This is a genomic window from Hymenobacter volaticus, from assembly GCF_022921055.1.
GTDB classification, from domain to species: Bacteria; Bacteroidota; Bacteroidia; order Cytophagales; family Hymenobacteraceae; genus Hymenobacter; species Hymenobacter volaticus.
Genome location: NZ_CP095063.1, coordinates 109,168 through 128,275 on the forward strand (window position 1 = coordinate 109,168; position 19,108 = coordinate 128,275).

A 19,108-nucleotide genomic window follows, 5' to 3' on the forward strand; every position below is an offset into this window, starting at 1 on the left:
TCAGTTGTTGCAGCAGCATGGCCTAAAGGGTAGCTACCTCAAGTCAGCGTCGAAACAGGGTTCCAAAGCGAAAAAGTACCACGTCGAGCATAGTAGTCGGGTGCGTTAAGACTTATTTGCTTCGGCAGCTAGCTGAAAAGCAGCTAGTTGGACACGATTCTAATGCATTATAGGGAAGGGCACCTATCCGCCCCCTTGCTCAAATTCTATTTACTGAAGCCTAGATATGGACCTTTACACTATCCGTCTACACCTACGGGAATTGTCTTTAACTGATTTAGAGGCAGTTCATCACTTGCATTCCTTGCCGGAAGTAGATGAATTCAACACGCTTGGAATACCCGACAGCTTAGCAGCAACTGAGCACCTATTGGCTGGGTGGTTAGTGCAACAGCAGGCCTCGCCTCGAACTTCTTACATCTTCTACGTGCAACGCGTAGAAAGCAAAGAGTTTGTTGGCTTGCTGGCGCTGAATTTGGGAAAGGCAAACTTTAAAAATGGGGAAGTTTGGTACAAGTTGTTGCCCGCTCATTGGGGCCAAGGGCTTACCACCGAAGCTCTGACGAGGCTGTTGGACTTCGGCTTCAACCACTTGCACCTGCATCGAATCGAAGCCGGGTGCGCGGTCGAAAATGTGGCCTCCATTCGGGTGCTGGAAAAAGTCGGCATGACCCGAGAAGGACGCAAGCGGCAGGTCCTGCCCATTCGGGGCCAGTGGGTAGACAATTACTTCTTCGCCATCTTAGAAACGGATAGGTAAGCAGCGCTTGAACTTCACTTATTGGATGCCTCGAAGAGAGCTTGCCCCAAAATGCCCAGCACGGCGCCGGCCACGACCCACGCCCCTGCCCTTACGCCCCGCCAGTTGACTAGCCCCGGCAGCGCGCCAGCGTACTGGCGGAAATGTGAACTGGTTGCGTGCTAGCAGCCATTACTGAGCTATTTCCGCAATAATGCCACTCAGTTCCTCAGAGTTAGTTAGGTGTGGGGTGTGGCCGCTATTAAGCCGGTACTCTTTCTGCACGGGCGTCGCGCGCAGCATCAGGTCTTGTAAAACCGGCGAAAGGGCCCGGTCCTGCAATGTGCGCACGTAATACTTAGGCACTCTCCCATAGTTGGCCACCGAAAGGGTTACTTTTTCGGCGGGTGGGCCGGCGGGCTCGTCGCGGTAGTTGTCCAGCACCTGCTGTTGCACGGCCGCTGTACCGTCTTGGCAGAAGATATTCACTAGTTGGTTACGGTTCACCACGGCCAGCGACCCGTCGGGGCTCATAGAAAGGGCCGGCCCCAGCAAGGACTGATTGTCCTGCCCGGCTAGCTCGAACACTGACTGCTGGTTGGTGGGCAGGAAGCCAGCTACATAAACTAGCTTGGCAATCTTGGCAGGGGCGGCTTCGGCGACCGTTGAAATAATAGCTCCCCGAGGCTGTGGCCGACCAAGACAACCTGGTCGGCGGGTTGGGCATTGATGGTGGCCAGCACTTGGTCGCGGTAGCGGTTCATCGTGAGTCCGGCTGCCGCCGTCTGGTCCTTGCCGTGCGCCAGCAACTCGACGTTTACCACCGTGTAGCCTTGTTGCTGGAGCTTGTTTACCACCGGAACCCAAGTATAGGGTCCCTGCCAAGCACCGTGCACCAGCACTACGGTAGCCTTTTTCTTTTCCGGCTCGGTATCGGATTTCTTGCAGGCTATGGCGGTTGTAGTCGCCACAGCCAGAAGGGCATACATCATTTTTCTCATAGTCAGGAAAGCCGAGGGCTTATGTTGAGGTGAAGGATGAGACAAAGGTCCCGCCGTCCGCTTACCTGAATTTTCACCTAGGTTAAAAAGTGTTGGAGGACGCTTTTATTTAGCACTCCAGTTGATCTGCTATTGAACCATCGTACAGTCGAAGTCAAGCCATTTCTGTTACTTCGTAAGGGCACTTACGTGAGTTGGGTGCCGTCGCTTCGCGCAGTACGAACAGAAGGATGTACTGCTACTAGAATACTCTCTGCTTTTTGCCTTCTTGCATTATGCTCACGGCTTCTGGCCTTTCGCCCCGCCTACTGCTGACTCAGCAACTTAAGGCTTTCGCCCGTCTCTCCGACGAAGACCTTCGCCTGGCCGACGACCACTGGACACTGCGCACCATTGCCCGCAATGAATTTTTCAACTTCCGCAACTCCGTGTGTCAGTACGTCGGCTTTATCGTGAGTGGTCTGTTTCGAGTGTACTATGTGGACCCGGCCACGGATTTGGAACACAACGTGGCGTTTGTGCCCGAAGGCACGTTTCTCACCTCCCTCAAAAGCTTGATCACCCAGGAGGCGTGCCCTTACTACATTGCCGCACTAGAAAATGCCGAATTACTGGTGATTAGCGTCGAACAGTTGCATAAGCTCTACAGCCAATCGCACGGCTGGGAACGGTTTGGTCGCCTGCTGGCCGAACAGTACTTGGTGTTGCAGCAGGCCAAAGCCGAAGCTATGCTGTTTCAAACGGCAGAACAGCGGTATCTGGCGCTCCTAGAGCAGTTTCCAGACGTGACCAACCGAATTTCGCTGGGGCATATTGCCTCCTACCTGGGCATCAAGGGCCCTTCGCTGAGCCGCATTCGCGCCCAGTTAGGCCGTGCGTAAGTACCTTATAATATGCTGACCCTTCGCGTAGCCACTTGCGGGCAACGAGTAACTGGGCTGCCACGAGAAAAGGTTGCTGTTTCTCGTGGCGTACGGCAAGGCGGCGAGCTTCTTCGAGCGCCCAACCAAGTGTTCGGCCTTGTGCGGTCTGCCATCACTAAATTCAACCTGCGCGAAGTAGACCGGGGTTTATCCAATTGCAGCTCAGTGGCTTCGACAATATGCTGCGACGGATTTTATTATGACCAGCCGGCAACTAGTCCAGCCGAGCTGGTAATTGCAGATGCGCGTATCGCCTAAGCTTCGTTAGCCGTTGCCAAGTGCCAATAAGTTAGCTCGCAAACGGAAGGCATTCGTCACGTTGCGCACCAACTAACGAAGAACTAGTTATTAACTGCAAGTAGTAACCGCTTTCCCTAGCTGTGGAAATGGCCTCTGTGCACAGTCGGCGCCAAAAAATACGGCTGTGACCTAATCAGCAAAGCTTACGAGTAACGCGGACATGCCAACTGCCCCAGCGTGAGGCTCGAAGAATGGATTAACTGTCCGAGTTAGCCCTTCCTTGCCAATAGGACGTGCTGTCAGACCGGGCTCGCCAGTGTAACCGGCTGCTAGGAGCTTCCCCAAAGAGCCTGTTCTGAACCGGGGCTAGAGAAGTCGACAACGGTCGGACTCGCGAATACCGTGCTTGCCACTAGTTTGTCGGGCGGACCCATGTTTAGTCTCGCCGCTGTCGCTTGCTTATTCAGGCGGAGAAGAAAGTAGTCTTCAACGAAGCCTTCCGACACCGGACCCGCGCTAGTGCAATTTGGCACCACTAGCTCTTCTGGTGGAATGAGAAACCCCTTATTGGTCATTTAATCCGCTATTACTGAGGCATTTGAAAAATTATTCCTGGCCGGCCAACGGGTTGCATTTTTTAACCTAGGTGAAAAATATAGTCCGCCTACGATGGGACCTTTGTTTTATCACTAAGCCGCAACGAAGCCATGTTTTCCCCTTAGCAAAAATCCTAGCTGCCACTTATGCTGGCCGCCGTGCCACTCATTGCTGGCAAAAAGGAGCGTGGCTGCCGTCAGGATTTTGGGAGTGGCACCGACTAGAACGAGCCATAACTCAGAACAAACCTCTCACCACACGCCCGTCAACGTCGGCCTGGGGACCATGCCTCCCAACCCATCAACATAGCAGTCTTCGGAGCAAAAATCCACCGAAAAAGCGAGCCTCTCCTAGTACTCACCCTAACACATTTCACTAATTAACTCAACGTCATGTCCACATCCTCCACTACCCTTCCGGCTCCCGTTCAGACTGCCCAAGCCCTGCGCACTTTATACTTCGTGCGGGCCGCTTTCTCCTTAGTCTGGGTCAGCCTAGTTTTTCTATTCGTAAAATCCTCGCCTACGCTCACGGCCGCTTTGTTGCTGCTTTACCCGGCCTGGGATGTGCTGGCCACCTTTGGAGACATCCGGGCCAACCGCGGCACAGGGGAAACGCCGCTGCCGCAGTACGTGAATATCGTCGTGGGCAGCCTCACGACGGTAGCCGTAGGCCTGGCCCTACGCCAAGGCATTCCGGCGGTACTCATCGTGTTCGGTGTTTGGGCCGTGCTCACCGGGCTGATTCAATTGCTGCTTGGCCTGCGTCGGCGCCGCGAGTTGGGCGGGCAATGGCCGATGATCCTCAGTGGCGGGCAGTCGATGTTAGCCGGGTATTGTTTGTGGTCCAGGCTCACGACCCTACCAAAGGGGTGACCAACGTGGCCGCTTACTCGGCGGTCGGGGCGATTTATTTTCTAATCGCTGCCCTCCGGCTGCGCAAAGCAACTAAGCCAACTCAATAACCCTAGCCACGCCAGCAAAGGAAAGTCCGGTTCAAGGCAGCATTAGGCTTGCGTTGCGCTAGCAGGAACAGTCGGTGAACTTCTTGGTTACGATCCATAAAATGGCAGTCATTCATGGCTACTGATGGTTTTTCTAGCGCCAGTTGCTCTTAATCTTGGTTCAGTGCTGTAAGCCATAGTCCACTAAGGCATTGATAACGGGTGGAATAGTCGGCTAAGCTAACCTCTTATGTTGCTCCTCTATGAGGCCCAAGTTCTCTAGTATCTTGAGGCGATACATAGAATCACCCAACCTATGACGTTAACTCCTTTAAAGTATTTGCTGCGCGCGAAAGCCTACCTAACCGTCCTGGTCGTTTTAGCTGCCTGTCGTATCACCCAAATTCAAGCGCAAGACTTTCAGCACCAACAGGAACTCTTCTGGCATACGAATAAAGACAATAGCATCACCTGGGACCTGACCAGTGAAAAACGGCTGCCCCACGACGACAATATCGAATTGTCGGGCACGCAGATCTCCGGGATTATTCGCTACGAAGTCAATAAAGCGAAGCAATTGAAAATTACCCGCGACATTATGTTTCCGCAACTGCGTAAATACACCAAATCCAACGAATCGGTTTACCGCGCCTATCTGCGCAACGACTACACCGATGACCTCTTACCAGTCATCACCCTGGCCGACAAAAAGTATGAAGTTGGCGAGTTGGATTCCGTCAGGATCAATGGCAAAATTCAATTTTATTTCAAGGAAAGAGACGGCATAACCGTTGTCCGTTCTTTTTTCCCCTCGATGACCGACCGGTGTCTGGTTGAGAAGTGGACGTTAATCAATACGAGCAAGACGCCCTGCACGGTAGTAATTGGGGCCACCGAACTCAGACAGGAAGAGGTGGGGTGGCACGGAACTTACCACCGCCGGATCTTCACTGACGCCAAGCGCAACGTCACCCTACCGCCGAGGGAGCACTATGAATTTGGAATTTACTTCCTGGCAACGGTAAACGACGAGGTGGAGCCAGCGGTTTCCGTGGCCGCAATCGAACGAAGCCGCGATACCTTCCTCGACAGCATTGCCACGAATCTGCAACTGCACTCGCCAAACCAGGTTAATAACACCCTGTTCTATTTCTCTAAGATCCGGGCCGCGGAAAGTATTTTTCGCTCTAAATATGGACTGGTCCATTCCCCGGGCGGCGGTAACTATTACGTAGGAATCTGGGCCAATGACCAAGCGGAATACAGTGGCCCCTTCTTTCCGTATTTGGGGTATCAAACCGGCCTACAGGCCGCTATGAACGCCTACCGCATCTTTCAGCGAAACCTACCAAAAGACGGAGGGAAAATCTGGGCTTCGTTTGAAATGGATGTCACCTTTCCCTTCGGGGAGCGAGACCGCGGCGACGCGGCGATGATTGCATTTGGCGCCACGCACTTTTTGCTCGCTGCCGGGGATCAGGAAAAAAGCGAAGAAATATGGCCCCTGATCATATGGTGCCTAGAATACTGCCGCAAGCGGACCATGCCTGCGGGCGTTGTAGCCTCGGAAAGTGATGAGTTAGAAGGCCGTTTTCCGGCCGGTTCGGCCAATCTCGCCACCTCGTCCTTGTACTACGGGGCGCTGATTCAAGCAGCCCGGTTAGCGAAAGCTATGCACAAGCCGGCTGCCCTTAGCACAACCTATCAACAACGGGCGCAGCTACTAGCGACAGCTATTGACCGGTATTTTGGGGCGGAGATGGAAGGTCTGCATACGTACAAATATTACAAAGAGAATACGACGTTAAGAAGCTGGATCTGCTTGCCCTTGGTAGTCAACTTAACCCAGCGCAAAGACGGCACACTGGACGCCTTATTCGATAAGTTGTGGTCGGCTAATGGCGTCCTGACCGAACTGAAACCAGGTACGAATTCCCCGAACGTGTTTTGGGACCGCGGCAGCCTCTATGCCTTTCGAGGCGCATTTAAAGCTGGCGCGGCCGATAGGGCTTTAGAACGCTTAACGTCCTATTCTACCACGCGGTTAACCGGTTTTCGGGTGCCCTATGCCGTAGAAGCTTGGCCGGAAAACGGCATGGCACACCTATCCGCCGAAAGCGCCTTGTATTGCAGGATATTTACTGAAGGGATTGTAGGCCTCGAACCGACTGGGTTCAACTCCTTTACCCTGCACCCTAATTTGCCATCAAAGTGGAACTATCTTATTATCAACAACATAAAAGCATTTAACACAGCATTCGATATTAACATCCGCCGGAACAAGGATAAACTCCAGGTGAAGGTCGTTCACAAGGGCAAGGTGGTACTCCAACGGACGCTAAAAAATAATGACACTATTGCGGTATGGTTGAAATAACCCTCTTGCAGAGAGTCTACACCCCTAAAACCCAATTGAGATGAGCAAACTATGCGAGACAGAGCTTCTTACACAGTGAATAAGGATTGATACCTGGCTCCAATAAATCTTATTCCCTTGTGCACTTTCCGGTACCCGCCCCGTTTGCCTGTCATGGGCAAGTGACCGGACCGACACTCGGTGGCGGGGAATATTTGGCCAGGTAGACAAACAAGCGTTCCATCACCGAGTCCGAACTCATATAGGCTTCCATCACTTTCTGAACAGCCGTGAGCCAGTAGCCGATTTCTTCCTTGGTTTCGCGAACAATGGCGTCGTCGGGGTGCTCATCATCGAGCAGGCCGGCGCAGGTCTCAATCAGTCTGCCTGTCGCATTGCCGTTGACAAGGTGGGTAGCCGAAACTGGCGGGTCAGAATAACGATATCGGCCGCCGGGTTGTGCAGCAGAATTGTCTTTTTGCTCGTCTCGGATGCTGCTAGGAGTAGTACCGCCAACTCCTAGCAGGAAAGTGCCTTTTTTGCCTTTCAAAGCGAAAATCCCTTGGCAACCCAGCTGGTTTGCGCGTGGGAGGATAAAGTAATTGGTAGTCAACGTGCGTTTCTAAGCCACAAACGCGTACTTTTCTCTCCTCTCCCTGGGTTTGTTGCTTTTCGGTATTCGCTATGCCTGCTCTGCTCCCCTCCGCGTACCAAGCCCTCGAAGCACAACTCCAGGCTGCCCAGGCCGAGGTGGCTCGCTTGCAAGCCGAGCGAAACCAGCACGCGGCCGAGCACGCCGAAGCCGAGCGCTACCGCATCAGCCAGGTGCGCTTCCGTACGGTTTTCGAGCACTCCCCGCTGGGCCATAAAATCATTGATGCCGACCTAACTATCCGCCAAGCCAACGCCGCCGTGGCGGCCCTGCTAGGCATCGCTTCCCCGTTAGAACTGGTGGGCCGCGCCATTCGAGAATTTGCCCACCCCGACTACGCCGCCGACTGGTCGCGCTTGCAGGATGCCTTATGGGCTCACCATCTGCCTTGGTTTGGGCTCGAAACCTGCCTGGTGCGCCCCGATGGTGGCCTAGTCTGGTGCCGGGTCACCTCGGTCTTGTTTCCCGACGAGCAGGGCGAATTGGGCTACACCACCCTCGAAGATATTTCCGCGCGGCGGACCCTCGAGGCACAGGTGCAACTCTACACCCAAGCGTTGGAGGACGCCAACGAGGACCTAGCGGCTAGCAATGAGGAGTTACGGGTCCTCAACGAGGAACTGCAGGAAGCCAATGCGGCCCTGGGCCAGCTCAACACCGAACTCGACACGTTCGTCTATGCTGCCGCCCACGACTTACGCCTGCCCGTAGCCAACCTGCAAGGACTGGTGCAAGCACTGCTCGAGCAGCTACCGCCTGAGGCCCGACAAGCCGAGCTTGTTGAACCCATCCTGACCATGATGCAGGAGTCGATGACCCGCTTTCGCCACACGCTCGACCGCCTGGCCGACTTCGGCGCCACGCGCCAGCCCGCGGACCTACCCCGCGAGTCGGTGAACCTTGCTACCGTGCTTGAGGAGGTCCGGCAAGAACTGGCCGCCCAGCTCGCGGCCACGGGTGGGCAACTGGTGGTGGAATTGGTCGGTCACGCCTCGTTCTGGTTTGCCGCCAAGCACGTGCACTCGGTCATGTTGAATCTGGTTAGCAATGCCCTCAAGTACCACCACCCCGACCGCCCGCCCGTGGTGCGCGTACGCAGCTACCGCGAGGCAGGCCGGGTAGTAGTCAGTGTGCACGATAACGGCCTTGGCCTGAGCGACACGCAGCAGCGGCAGCTTTTCGGCCTGTTCAAGCGTCTGCACCCGCACATCGAAGGTACGGGCGTAGGGCTGTACTTGGTCAAGAAGATCCTCGACCAGGCTGGGGGCAGCATCCGGGTCGAAAGTGAACTGGGGCGGGGTTCCCGCTTTACAGCTATTTTCCCTGCCTAAGGCCGCCTCTTTTCTTCTGCCCACGAAGCGAAATATTCGCTTGGCACTTGCTTCCAGGCTTTAACTGCTTTCCGCACAAGGTAGCAGCGCAAGCCGAATACGCGGGGTTCTTTCTCGAGCGAGTGAGTTGGAAAAGAAGCGTCGTCAAAGCCCCGTTGCCGTCACAGCTTAATAGCCTCCGGGCTAGGCCCGCGTTGGGGCGGAGTGAATTGGGAACCTAACCTCACGCGCCCATCGGCCGTACGTACGCCCGATGGCTGCAACCCCTACCATTTTGCTGGTCGATGATGACGAGCCGACCCGCCGCATTTTACAGCGCTGGTTGGCGCATTTGGGCGTGCGGGCCCACATCCTGGAAGCCGAGGACGGCCAGCAAGCACTCGCTTACGTCGAAGCACACTGCCAAAGCAGCGACACCCCGCCCGCTTTGTTGGTCTTACTGGATTTAAACATGCCCGTCATGGATGGGCTCGAGTTTTTGGAAAACCATGGGCAGCTGCCGTTGGTCTGCCGAGAGGGAATCCCCGTTATTGTCTTGTCAGGTGGCGCGTCCAACGCCGCCGAGCAAGCGCGGGTGCGCGCTCTGGCGGCTGACGTCAAATTTAAACCCTTGGACCTGGAAAGCTTAGCCGCCCTGGTGCAACAGCATCTGCCCTTTGCTTTACCAGGCTCGTAAACTAAAACTATGTGGGCGGGCGGGTGCCTGCACGTCCTTTTGCAGACCTACTATAGCTAGAAAGAAGCAATACTAAGCCGCCAAAGAGATAGGTATACTCCTCTTACAATAGGGTTGTCTGGGCAGCTCGACTACGCTCCGCTTTTACAAAGGGGCAACTCGGCGTTTGTTCAAACTAACTATGCTATCGGTAGCTCTTTGGTGTGGTTGCGCTGGGTGGTCTCTACTTGGTATTTAGCCAGCAGCTGCCAGGTGTTGTAATCAGGTCTATGTCAAACGAGGTTTCAGCCGGTTGACGCTGATTAGAGAAGTTCTATTCGCCGTAGATTCAGGTGACTCTGCTGACCGTAGGAAAGCCCAGTCGAGGGCGACAGAATAGTTAGCGAGACGGCTGGCTCCTCGGAGCCAGCCGAGCTAGAATGCATCAGTTTGAAGACCGAGTCGGAGTTTTACTGCGCTTATTTAACAACACCCAATAAAGTCGGTTACTTCCGCGGGATGACTACTACCGAGTCTAGTTGGCCAGCAAGGTTTTACCAGGGCAATACGCCCGTGGATGAAGAGACCGTGCCCGTGGGACCATCCGCCGGTAGCAGGGCCAGCCGGATGGCCTCCGCTGCCCCCTGCGCGGGGTATCCGTGCCCGCAAAGCCGTTCAGGTCGGTGGCCGTGTAGCCGGGAGCGGCCGAGTTTACTTTGATGGCCGTCTCTCGTAGCTCGTAGGCTAACTGCACGGTGAGCATATTCAGCGCGGCCTTCGAGGCCGAGTACCCCAGCAGGCCCCAGTCGTTCTGGCCACTGAGCGTGAGCGAGCCCAACGGACTAGACACGTTGACGATGCGCCCTGCCGCGGCTTGCTTCACCAGCGGTAAAAACGTTTGAGTAACGGCCAGTGCGCCCAGGAAATTAGTCTGGAGCACTTGCTCTACACTGTGCACGGCGGCCGTGCTTGGCGCGCCGTCGCCGGCCGCATTAATGCCCGCATTGTTCACCAGAATGTCGAGGCAGCCTTCCTCACGCTGCAGATGCACCGCCGCCGCGTCGAGCGTCGCTTGGTTGGCTAGGTCCAGTTCAAGGAATAGCACGTCACCGGCGGAGGCCAATTCTGCTACGGCTTGCTGGCCTTTAGCCGCGTCGCGGGCCCCTAGATACACCCGGCAGCCCGCTTGCAGCAGCCCCCGCACAATTTCCAACCCGATGCCTTTGTTACCGCCGGTGACCAGCGCAATTTTTCTGTTTGCCATGTTGCCTGTGGGTTTGGCCTCCCGGAATCAGGAGGTGAGTTAATGCCTGGCAAAGGTCCGGCAGACAAATAGGAGGCAAACTTCGCCAATCAACCCATCTGTTTTAAATTTCAAACATTCTTACCTTCCAAATCCGGCCAACCGCCGGAAGTCACCCGGCGTTTGATCGGCGTGGCGCTTGAAAAAGGTACAGAAGTGGGCGACATCGGCAAAGCCTAGGCTATCGGCAATCTCCGAAACGCTCCAAGTGGTTTGCTTGAGCAAGAATTTGGCTTCCTGCGTCAAGCGGCGGCTGATGAGAGCGGTGGTGGTGTGGCCCATCATCTCTTTCAGTACGCGGTTGAGGTGGTTGACATGCACGGCCAATTGGTCAGCATAGTCGGTGGCGGTGCGCAGGCGCAGTGGCGGCTGCGGGCTTTGGCGCGGAAACTGTCGTTCTAGCAACTCCGTGAACTGAGTGGCGACCCGTTCGGCGGCGCTGTGCGTAGCCAGCGGAACGGGGACGGCTGCAACTTCTGCACCAAGTGAATCAACTCCCAGAGGTAGGTGCGCAATAGGTCATGTTTGTAGGCATAGCCCGACCCGAGCTCGTGCATCATCTTCTGGAAAATAGCTTCGAGCGCCACGCAGTCGGCCTCGGCCACTTCCCACACCGGGTAAGCGCCGGGCTGAAAAATCGGCAGTTCCGCCAGTACTACCCCGGTGCGGGCAGGTAATAGAAACGCGTCGTCGAAGAGGCAGCTATAGCCCGCAAAATCTTCGGTGAGCGGCAGCCACCGGTAGGGCACGCGCGGCGTCACCAGAAACAAGGTATTGGCGCCGACGTGCGGGGCCTGGTCGGCATACTCCACCTGGTTACGCCCGCGGCAGAGTGTGATTTTATGGTAGGCTCGCCGGGTAAACGCCATCGGGGGCGCCTGGCGGAGGTCCGCCAACGGGAACACGTTAAAATGCCCCACGCCTTGTCCCATATCCGGCGGCGGCAAGACGCCAACAGCGGATTCAGGAGTTGGGGCGCATGCAGCGTAAAAGGCAGCTAAGGAATTGGGTTTCATACGGGCAATTGTACGAATCAAGCGGGCAAGTAGACATTTGCCTACAGCAAGCGCTACTGAGTCGGCTGGCCTTTGCCGTACGCATGGTCATGAGCGCGTTGACGCTGATACACTGCTGGCAGACCCTGATAGACCCCGAAGGCTTCGGTTGATTTAGTTAACAACGAGTGAGCGACTAGCACCGATCCTTTCTTCATCTGCGCGCCTCCCAACACCATGGCAGCAGCGCCCACCAAAACAAAGTCTTCGAGCACAATACCCCGTTCCCGACCCTTGCACTGCGGGTGGTTCATGTCGTGGTCAGCGGTCATCAGCTTCACTTCGGGTGCAATAATAACGTTGCTGCCGATAACAATGCTGGCGCGGTTGTCTAGGCGGCAGTACTCGTTGATGACAGTATTCTCCCCGATGCTTAACAGGCCCGAACCATTGAATTTACAGCCCCTACCGATGCAACTTCCCTTGCCTATTCCATAGCGCATGATGTACCGGTAATAAAACAGTCTTACCAGCAGGATGGGGATGTAAGAAACGATAAAGTTGCACACGTAAATCTTGCATTCGCTGTAAATCCACCGGGGCTTCATGTTAACTCTGGGTAGTTGTACATTTCTTGGTCCAGCAACCCGCTTTTTCGCATTCTCTTAGGGCAGTTGGCCAAACAGGAAAAAGCGCGTGTGGGCAGTAAAGGGTGGCGCTCGATTAACGTAGGAGTTAGCAACGCGCCCGGCTTAGGGCAACGTGTATTCCTGGCGATAGAAAGCCTCGACCCGCTGCAAATACTTTTCGTAGCTGTGATCGGGCCGGCACAGGGCGGCGACTTCGCTATTATACGTTTGGTAAGCCGACTCCTGATCCAGCCGCTGCATGTCCGCCACAATATTTTCGTACAGGGCCTCGTAGGAAGCGTAGAACGTGGGAACCGCTTGGTACTTGGGCAAAAAGAAGTCTTCGTTGTAGACCGTAAACGAGACTCCCCTTTGAGCACGGGGAAAATAGTGTAGCCGTCAAATCCCTCCCCAAAAGAAATCGACCATTTCGCTTTGGCTTCCAACACTTTGAAGTCGTCGTACTTCATGTTTTGGATGACGATTAGTTGGAGCGCGGGAAAAGCTTGGCGAATCCGAGTCAGAATTTTCACTTTGTCTGGATGCTCATCCGGGGATACCATCATAATGTTTTCCTTGCCCCGGTAAGGCACCACTTCGATTTCCTGCTGCTCGAACCAGGCGCTAAGCAAGTGCGTCGGGGCGGCGTAGAGTTGCCGCAGGGCCGGCGTAGTATAGCTGCTGTGGGCGGTCGTAATGGTTAGGTGGGGCGTTAGCTGCCGCAGTTGCTCGATTACCTCTGGTGCCGGCATCAACTGGATGTTTTGGTTCATCACGTTGATGTGCAAGTCTTTGAGAGCCCGCAACTTGCTGGTTTGCGCGGGCGTTAACTCCCGCAGAAAATACGGCACGTAGTACTCGAGCAGGTGCAAGCACACTGCTTGCTGGGCCGGAGGGCGTCCAGAATTAAATTGAAGCGGATCAGTTGGCCGTCGTTGCGGAACCAGCGGTAGCGCAACGACGTCAGTTTGTTGGGGTAGGTTGCCAGCAGCACGCTCGCCTTAGAGCCCAACAAGGTCCGGGTAGCGCAGTAAAAAGCATAAATAGATAAGATCCCCCGCTGATGGAATCCGTGCCGGGCACGAGCATCACTACCACTTGTGGGGCGATGGGGGCATAGCTTGGAGCCGCCGGCGCTGCAGCACATGAAAGTAGGGCTGCAGTGTTAGCAGAGCGGCCATGCGCAGGGGCTGCCGCAGAAACTTCGCGGCCCGCTGCTTTACTTGTGCCGCCAAACTTGACTCCCGGGCCTTCTGCATCTGCTTGCTATTATTAGGGCTAAGACACGTTTTCCAAGCGCTTAATCACTTTGGCCGGGGTGCCCACCGCCACCACGTTGGCTTCTACGTCTTTGGTGACTACGCTACCGGCGCCAATGACGGTGTTGTCCCCAATTGTAACACCGGGCAATAGGATGGCATTGGTACCGATGGCGCAATTCTCCCCGATTTGCACGTGCCCCGAAATCCGGGTGCCCGGCATCAGCTCGGTGTAGTCGCCAATTACACTGTCGTGGCCGATGGTGCAGCATACGTTCAGCAGCACGCCCTCCCCCACCCGGATGTCGGTGGTGAGAATACAGCCCTCCATTATTGTGCAGCCATCTCCGATTTCAATTCCGAACGCGCCGATGGAGGTCTTAGGAGAAATAATAGACGTTAGCACGCCCCTGCAGCTGCGCAGTTTAGCGGCCAGCAAGCGCCGTACTTTCGGATTGCCTACTCCGAGCACGAATTGCTGGTCTTGGTGGCTTAGCCACTGCCGGGCTTCTTCTTCGGTTTGCAGCACCGCGTATCGCCCATAGAGGTGCGGGGCAAATTGGTCGATACGTTGTCGAAGAAGGCCAGGTGGGCCTGCTGGTTGGTTGAGTAAATCAGCTCGAACACTTCTTTTGCAAACCCTTTGGCGCCCGCGATTAGCATACAATTTCGTTTAGTTTTAGCCTTTACATCGTATTATCATACCCTTGCCTTCGCCGTTGCTGGCGGCTGTACGGCCGGCGGTGGGCCGCTGTCATCTCCAGTTAACCACTGCTCTATTTCCGCGAACTACAAAGTGGGTATATCGGCGAGCTGAGCGGTGAACTGCTGATTTTCCCACCTAACCACGCCCGCCTCAATCCAGGGGGCTGCGCGTTGCTTTTCCAGGAAACCAGGTTCCCACTCGGTGGCTTCACGGATTTTCTTGACTTTCACCCTGAATTGGCAATGGTTTAAGTCCACATGGTTTTTGGTGGCCCAGAAAGCCGTGAAGTTGCGAATGCCTTTTTCCAGGCGGGCCTGGTCGATTTTTTTCGTAATGATGTCGTAGGTCCATTTCAGCCACAACACGCCGTAGAGGTACGCCCCGGGCTGCCCGTCGGCCCGAATGATGGGCAGAAAGCGCTCCACACCGTCGGCGCCGACGTAGGTAACGGCCACGATGCGCGTGTACCCCGCGAAATGCTCGTCGAGCGCAATGGGATGGTTGGTGATACCAAAAAACTTGCGCGAGGGCACAGTGGACGCCAGCGTAAGGCGGGCCAGCCCCTGGCCAACTAGCGTGTGGTCTAAGCCGGATTTTTCGCGCAGGAGTTGCGCCAGGGTGGAGTTGTAGGAGACGGCGCCCTGCATCAGCGTTAGCGCCACCAGGCCTGCTGTTAAGCCCGCCAGTTTTAGTTTACGCAGGGGGTTGTCCGCGCTGGCATTCTCGTGTTGAATGGTAGCGGCTTGGTCGCCAGCCGCCCTCGGGGTACTATTAGACAGCCCACAGGAACGAGCTTCAATCAAGCGGCGCAGTTGGGGGCGCAGCAGCAGCCAGGCCGCCAGGCCCCGGTCCGGCCGGGCCTTAAACCAGCGGCGCCAGTACGAAACCGGCACCATCAGTAAATAGATAGACCCAAAGCCGAGGGCAAAGAAGGGCAGATTGAAAAACAGCAGTACCCCCACGTGCAGCCCCACCCCAATGACCATCAGTCCCGCCCGGAACTTGCGGAAAGGAAACAGAAACAGGAAAAAGAACTCGAACACCAACGTCAGGTAGCCTAAAAACTTAACCAGCCCTTCCTGATTCAAGATGAACGTGCCGTTGGACCCCATTTCAAACGGCGAGGACATCGGCTTCCACATCCCCAGCCCCTTCAGCCACAGGGGTGCCGTCAGTTTGTAGAGCGTTGAATCAAAGTAAACGAAGGCAATACCCACGATAACGGGCACGTAGTAGGCGAGTTGGCTAACTGTGCGGGGCGGTGGGGAAAGAGTGCCCGCACTCGACGCACGCACCGTCCGCCAGACCCGATCCAAGGACAGGCACTGCCCAATGGGCAGGAACAAGAACAGGAAACTGATGCTCACGTATACAGGGGTCATCATGTAGACGTAGGTGCGCACCGACGAAAAGAACAGCAGCACAAACACGTAGTTGGCGATGGCCGCGGCGCGCGTAAACCAGCCGAGTAGCAACAGCACAATCGCCCCCATCCACAAAACCAAGGGCCCGGCAAAACTCATTTCCGAGGGCTCGATAAAGGGTATGGCATCGAAGATCAGCTCCCGGAAATAGAACAAGTTGGCAACCTCGCCCAGTAGAACGGCGCTGAACACAATGCGGAACAAGGCTAAGCCGGTGCCGTCAATTTGTTTGTCGTAGACTTTGCGGATTTTGCGGTACGCTTTAGCGAATATCCCTTCCGCAACCGGGCGCTGAAGTTGATCAGTGATCATTACCTGAGTGAAGGATGCTAGGTGATGGAATAAAAGGTTGCCAACGGCCCCTTAGAAAGCTCCTGCCTGATCGGGCCAGGCCAGGGACCCCGCGCTAATGGCCGCTTAAGGCCAGGTAATGCACTAAATCGTGCAGGGGGCAACGGGCAGTTTTCTGGTTAGGCCAGCCCGCACTAAGCCAGCTATCCGGCGAACTTGCATTGGTGGCAACTGCGGGTAGAAAGGCAGACAGAGCACGCGGGTGGCAATATCTTCGGCTACCGGGCAGCTTTCGCCCGGCGCGTACGGCAAGTTGTTGAGGGAGGGGAAAAAATAGCGACGGGCATCAATCTCATTTTCCGCCAGCAGTTGCTTGATGTCCAGCAGTTGCGCCTCGTTTTCAAATACCACGGGGAAGTAGGCATAATTATATTCTATCCCAGCGGGCATAACGGGGTAGCGCAGTGCCAAGCCGGCTAGTTCGTTGTGGTAGAGCTGGTAGAGTTGAGCCCGCGTGGCGATGAAATCAGTGACCCGCGGCAACATGCACAAGCCCAGGGCGGCGTGGAATTCCGAGTTTTTGCCGTTGATGCCTAACATCATGTGATCATCGCCGAAGTGGCCGAACGATTTCAGCAGCCAAATTTTCTTGGCCATCTCATCGGTGTGCGCAATCAGGGCCCCACCCTCGCCGGTATGAAAGAGCTTGGTTGCGTGAAAGCTGCACGCCGTCAGATCACCGTAAGTGAGCAGCGAGCGGCCCGCTACTTTAGTACCAAAGGCGTGCGCGCCATCGTAGATAACCTTCAGCTGGTGACGTTGGGCAATTGCTTCGATTTTGACGACGTCGCAGGGATAGCCGTAGACGTGAGTGGCGAGAATCGCACTGGTACGCGGTGTGATGGCGGCTTCTATCTTATCGGCATCTATGCAGAAAGTGTCTTCTTCAATATCAACATAGACGGGCGTACATTTTTCCCACAGGATAACCGAAGTGGTAGCCACATACGAGAAAGGTGTGGTAATGATTTCCCCCGTTAAGTTCAAGGCTTGAATAGCCAACTGCAACGCAATGGTGCCGTTGGAAGTGAACTGCACGCGAGGCCCACCTAAGTAAGCACTTAACCGGCTCTCGAGTTCAAGCAACAACGGTCCGTTGTTAGTGAGCTGGTTTCGCTCCCATATGCCGGTCAAATAGGAAACGTATTCCTCGAGCGGGGGCAGATACGAATGCGTAACATAGATCAAGGCAGTAGGAAAACGATTAGCGAGTTACTAAAGTACCAATCAATATTGGAAAATGATAAAATTTACTTCGCCTTATCCAAATCAATCTCAATTAGATTCAATAAGAGGCTCTATTAAAATAATTAAGTTTTATATTAAATAGATGCTGTAATCCACTGATCTTAATAGATACCCCACTTAAATTTAAGCCAAGCTCGTCAATAAATATTGCTAATAAATAAATTATGTCCTCCATGATCTCGACATTATGAAAACCTGCTAGGCCTGTCAAAATAGATATGTCCAATCATGATTAGATTGCTTTGGGATTTTTAAATAGCAGCATACTAATATATAGCAAGGACGTTTGCCCAAGAGTTTGCTTGCGAACCCCACTTTTCGCGTTTCGATAGAAAAGCAACAGGCTTTTAGTTTTAGCTAACTCAATAAAGTTATCAATCAATAATTTCTGTTGATTGTCTAGCCGGTCGGTGTAGGTGTAGCTGAATTCTTTTGCCATGAAAATTTTCCGCGTTAAATCCTGGAGCATTTTCTTTTCGATGACAATTCTTTTGAAACGGCTTAAGAAGGTACTGTCCTTGAAACTACCTGAAATATTATTTCCGTGCTGGCGGTATAAAACTGTTTTCTCGCTTAAGTAACTGATTTTCCCGAAGGCACTCGCGACCATGGCAATCCAATAATCATGGCTCTCGGCCACAGCGGGCACCGCATCCACTAGCTTGGATAAGGCCCTGTTAATCATAGTAGTACAGCCGTACACCGGATTTTGGGCCAATAAATGGGATAGTTTTAGATCGGCCAGTTTTAAGGCGCTAAAGTTTTTTTTTGAGTAAATAGTGCGCAAACTGGCGTCTACATACCGAAAACCGGTGTGCACTAGCAATGGGTACGATTGGCCGTGTTTTTTTTCTAGGGCAAGCATTTGCCGCAAGGTGAATTCTATCTTATTGGGAATCCAAAAATCATCTTGGTCACAAAACATAAGATAGTCTTCCTGCTTGGCGTGCTGTAATAAGCAATTGAAATTAAGCGCGCTACCTAATCGGCGCCCATAGTTATCAAGCACCGCTATGCAATCAGGGAATAGTGCTTGGTACCGAGCTACTATTAAGGCCGTTTCATCTGAGGAGCCGTCATCCCGAATTAGCAATTGCCAATTGGTATAGGTTTGCTTGAGGATGCTTTCAATTTGCTCACCGACAAATTCTGCTCCGTTATAAGTCGCTAATAAAACAGTAACCTTCGGCATGCGCTTTTCCTTTGCCACATCAACTGCACGAGTAAGATGCATTCCTTACGCATGCTGCAAAAAGCAGGATGCCTAACTCCCTTTAAAAAATCAAATTTTATATAAATTTATGAATAAATTCTACATTGAGAGCACACAAATAACTAGGCGCACTAGTTGGTTACTGTTGTAGTTGCATTAGCAGCTACAGATAAGTGCCAAAGGGACAGCACACTATAAATATGCAGGAGAGTTATCATAGCTAGTAGGTGGCTTAGTGCGCACATGCTGCATTTACTGCTCCTGAGTTTGTAGTCTTAGTAAGCAAGCGGGTTAGCCAACTATTGCCGGCAACTAAGTCCAGAGTTTATAGCACGCAGAGTCGTACGCAGACTGCATCAGTTCCAGAGAGCTTATTTGTTTGCTACCCTGCGCTGCATGCCTGCTTTGCTATAAAGCATTCCAGCAAAAGAACAAGCAGATGCACTGCCCGTTGGCTGTTGGCCATTGCCCAATGACTGATATCAATAAGCTGAACGCCGATATAATTCTAATTTTAACTACTTCTTCCTGTGGACCTTACAA

19 protein-coding genes and 1 pseudogene are annotated in these 19,108 nt (G+C 54.0%); 6 read left to right on the forward strand and 14 right to left on the reverse strand.

Going from position 1 to position 19,108, the window contains the following annotated elements:
• Positions 1–226: 226 nt before the first annotated feature.
• Positions 227–760: a GNAT family N-acetyltransferase gene (locus tag MUN86_RS24860; protein WP_245126620.1), complete on the forward strand. Its 534-nt coding sequence runs from the start codon at positions 227–229 to the stop codon at positions 758–760.
• Positions 761–931: 171 nt separating this feature from the next.
• Here the strand turns inward: MUN86_RS24860 and MUN86_RS24865 are convergent, their stop codons facing one another.
• A complete protein-coding gene (locus MUN86_RS24865; RefSeq protein ID WP_245126622.1) occupies positions 932–1,327 on the reverse strand; it encodes a hypothetical protein in 396 nt (131 codons plus the stop codon).
• A gap of 38 nt (positions 1,328–1,365) precedes the next feature.
• Positions 1,366–1,740, reverse strand: coding sequence for an alpha/beta fold hydrolase (locus MUN86_RS24870; protein WP_245126624.1), 375 nt, complete (start codon positions 1,738–1,740; stop codon positions 1,366–1,368).
• Positions 1,741–2,015: 275 nt separating this feature from the next.
• Here MUN86_RS24870 and MUN86_RS24875 point away from each other — a divergent pair, with 275 nt between their 5' ends.
• The 3 genes from MUN86_RS24875 (at position 2,016) to MUN86_RS24885 (ending at position 6,820) form a co-directional block, all read left to right on the forward strand.
• Positions 2,016–2,621, forward strand: a complete 606-nt coding sequence (locus MUN86_RS24875; RefSeq protein ID WP_245126626.1) for a Crp/Fnr family transcriptional regulator — start codon at positions 2,016–2,018, stop codon at positions 2,619–2,621.
• Between the two features lie 1,271 nt (positions 2,622–3,892).
• A complete protein-coding gene (locus MUN86_RS24880; protein ID WP_245126628.1) occupies positions 3,893–4,375 on the forward strand; it encodes a DUF308 domain-containing protein in 483 nt (160 codons plus the stop codon).
• 384 nt (positions 4,376–4,759) lie between these two features.
• Entirely contained in the window at positions 4,760–6,820 is a 2,061-nt protein-coding gene (locus tag MUN86_RS24885) for a hypothetical protein (RefSeq protein ID WP_245126629.1), read from the forward strand.
• A 187-nt stretch (positions 6,821–7,007) separates the two neighbouring features.
• Here the strand turns inward: MUN86_RS24885 and MUN86_RS24890 are convergent.
• Positions 7,008–7,273, reverse strand: a pseudogene (locus MUN86_RS24890) (NUDIX domain-containing protein); the annotation flags it as partial.
• Between the two features lie 210 nt (positions 7,274–7,483).
• Between MUN86_RS24890 and MUN86_RS24895 the strand changes: the two are divergent.
• Positions 7,484–8,782 carry a sensor histidine kinase gene (locus tag MUN86_RS24895; RefSeq protein ID WP_245126631.1) on the forward strand — a complete coding sequence of 433 codons (1,299 nt, stop codon included), beginning with the start codon at positions 7,484–7,486 and terminating at the stop codon, positions 8,780–8,782.
• Positions 8,783–9,035: 253 nt separating this feature from the next.
• Positions 9,036–9,458, forward strand: coding sequence for a response regulator (locus MUN86_RS24900; RefSeq protein ID WP_245126633.1), 423 nt, complete (start codon positions 9,036–9,038; stop codon positions 9,456–9,458).
• Between the two features lie 514 nt (positions 9,459–9,972).
• Here the strand turns inward: MUN86_RS24900 and MUN86_RS24905 are convergent.
• From MUN86_RS24905 to MUN86_RS24955, 11 genes are all read right to left on the reverse strand, one after another.
• On the reverse strand, positions 9,973–10,701 hold the full coding sequence (locus tag MUN86_RS24905; RefSeq protein WP_245126636.1) for an SDR family NAD(P)-dependent oxidoreductase: 729 nt from the start codon (positions 10,699–10,701) through the stop codon (positions 9,973–9,975).
• Between the two features lie 120 nt (positions 10,702–10,821).
• Entirely contained in the window at positions 10,822–11,145 is a 324-nt protein-coding gene (locus MUN86_RS24910; RefSeq protein WP_245126638.1) for a helix-turn-helix transcriptional regulator, read from the reverse strand.
• A complete protein-coding gene (locus MUN86_RS24915) occupies positions 11,139–11,756 on the reverse strand; it encodes a hypothetical protein (RefSeq protein ID WP_245126640.1) in 618 nt (205 codons plus the stop codon). The genes MUN86_RS24910 and MUN86_RS24915 overlap by 7 nt, the downstream gene beginning before the upstream one ends.
• A 53-nt stretch (positions 11,757–11,809) precedes the next feature.
• Positions 11,810–12,343 (reverse strand): acyltransferase, encoded by a 534-nt coding sequence (locus MUN86_RS24920; protein ID WP_245126642.1) that lies wholly within the window; start codon positions 12,341–12,343, stop codon positions 11,810–11,812.
• Positions 12,340–13,236: a hypothetical protein gene (locus tag MUN86_RS24925; RefSeq protein ID WP_245126643.1), complete on the reverse strand. Its 897-nt coding sequence runs from the start codon at positions 13,234–13,236 to the stop codon at positions 12,340–12,342. The genes MUN86_RS24920 and MUN86_RS24925 overlap by 4 nt, the downstream gene beginning before the upstream one ends.
• 219 nt (positions 13,237–13,455) lie before the next feature.
• Entirely contained in the window at positions 13,456–13,623 is a 168-nt protein-coding gene (locus MUN86_RS24930; protein WP_245126645.1) for a hypothetical protein, read from the reverse strand.
• 19 nt (positions 13,624–13,642) lie between these two features.
• On the reverse strand, positions 13,643–14,152 hold the full coding sequence (locus MUN86_RS24935; RefSeq protein ID WP_245126647.1) for an acetyltransferase: 510 nt from the start codon (positions 14,150–14,152) through the stop codon (positions 13,643–13,645).
• Positions 14,116–14,286: a hypothetical protein gene (locus MUN86_RS24940; protein WP_245126649.1), complete on the reverse strand. Its 171-nt coding sequence runs from the start codon at positions 14,284–14,286 to the stop codon at positions 14,116–14,118. Before MUN86_RS24940 ends, MUN86_RS24935 begins: the two co-directional genes overlap by 37 nt.
• Positions 14,287–14,412: 126 nt before the next feature.
• On the reverse strand, positions 14,413–16,065 hold the full coding sequence (locus MUN86_RS24945; protein WP_245126651.1) for an HTTM domain-containing protein: 1,653 nt from the start codon (positions 16,063–16,065) through the stop codon (positions 14,413–14,415).
• Positions 16,066–16,188: 123 nt separating this feature from the next.
• A complete protein-coding gene (locus tag MUN86_RS24950) occupies positions 16,189–17,292 on the reverse strand; it encodes a DegT/DnrJ/EryC1/StrS family aminotransferase (RefSeq protein ID WP_245126653.1) in 1,104 nt (367 codons plus the stop codon).
• Positions 17,293–17,584: 292 nt separating this feature from the next.
• Positions 17,585–18,586, reverse strand: a complete 1,002-nt coding sequence (locus MUN86_RS24955; protein WP_245126655.1) for a glycosyltransferase family 2 protein — start codon at positions 18,584–18,586, stop codon at positions 17,585–17,587.
• Between the last annotated feature and the right edge of the window lie 522 nt (positions 18,587–19,108).

Coding starts and splice junctions, on each gene's coding strand:
- MUN86_RS24860 (WP_245126620.1), top strand. CDS start 227: ATGGACCTTTACACTATCCGTCTACACCTACGGGAATTGTCTTTAACT.
- MUN86_RS24870 (WP_245126624.1), bottom strand. CDS start 1,740: ATGAGAAAAATGATGTATGCCCTTCTGGCTGTGGCGACTACAACCGCC.
- MUN86_RS24875 (WP_245126626.1), top strand. CDS start 2,016: ATGCTCACGGCTTCTGGCCTTTCGCCCCGCCTACTGCTGACTCAGCAA.
- MUN86_RS24880 (WP_245126628.1), top strand. CDS start 3,893: ATGTCCACATCCTCCACTACCCTTCCGGCTCCCGTTCAGACTGCCCAA.
- MUN86_RS24885 (WP_245126629.1), top strand. CDS start 4,760: ATGACGTTAACTCCTTTAAAGTATTTGCTGCGCGCGAAAGCCTACCTA.
- MUN86_RS24895 (WP_245126631.1), top strand. CDS start 7,484: ATGCCTGCTCTGCTCCCCTCCGCGTACCAAGCCCTCGAAGCACAACTC.
- MUN86_RS24900 (WP_245126633.1), top strand. CDS start 9,036: ATGGCTGCAACCCCTACCATTTTGCTGGTCGATGATGACGAGCCGACC.
- MUN86_RS24905 (WP_245126636.1), bottom strand. CDS start 10,701: ATGGCAAACAGAAAAATTGCGCTGGTCACCGGCGGTAACAAAGGCATC.
- MUN86_RS24915 (WP_245126640.1), bottom strand. CDS start 11,756: ATGAAACCCAATTCCTTAGCTGCCTTTTACGCTGCATGCGCCCCAACT.
- MUN86_RS24920 (WP_245126642.1), bottom strand. CDS start 12,343: ATGAAGCCCCGGTGGATTTACAGCGAATGCAAGATTTACGTGTGCAAC.
- MUN86_RS24930 (WP_245126645.1), bottom strand. CDS start 13,623: ATGCAGAAGGCCCGGGAGTCAAGTTTGGCGGCACAAGTAAAGCAGCGG.
- MUN86_RS24940 (WP_245126649.1), bottom strand. CDS start 14,286: ATGCTAATCGCGGGCGCCAAAGGGTTTGCAAAAGAAGTGTTCGAGCTG.
- MUN86_RS24945 (WP_245126651.1), bottom strand. CDS start 16,065: ATGATCACTGATCAACTTCAGCGCCCGGTTGCGGAAGGGATATTCGCT.
- MUN86_RS24955 (WP_245126655.1), bottom strand. CDS start 18,586: ATGCATCTTACTCGTGCAGTTGATGTGGCAAAGGAAAAGCGCATGCCG.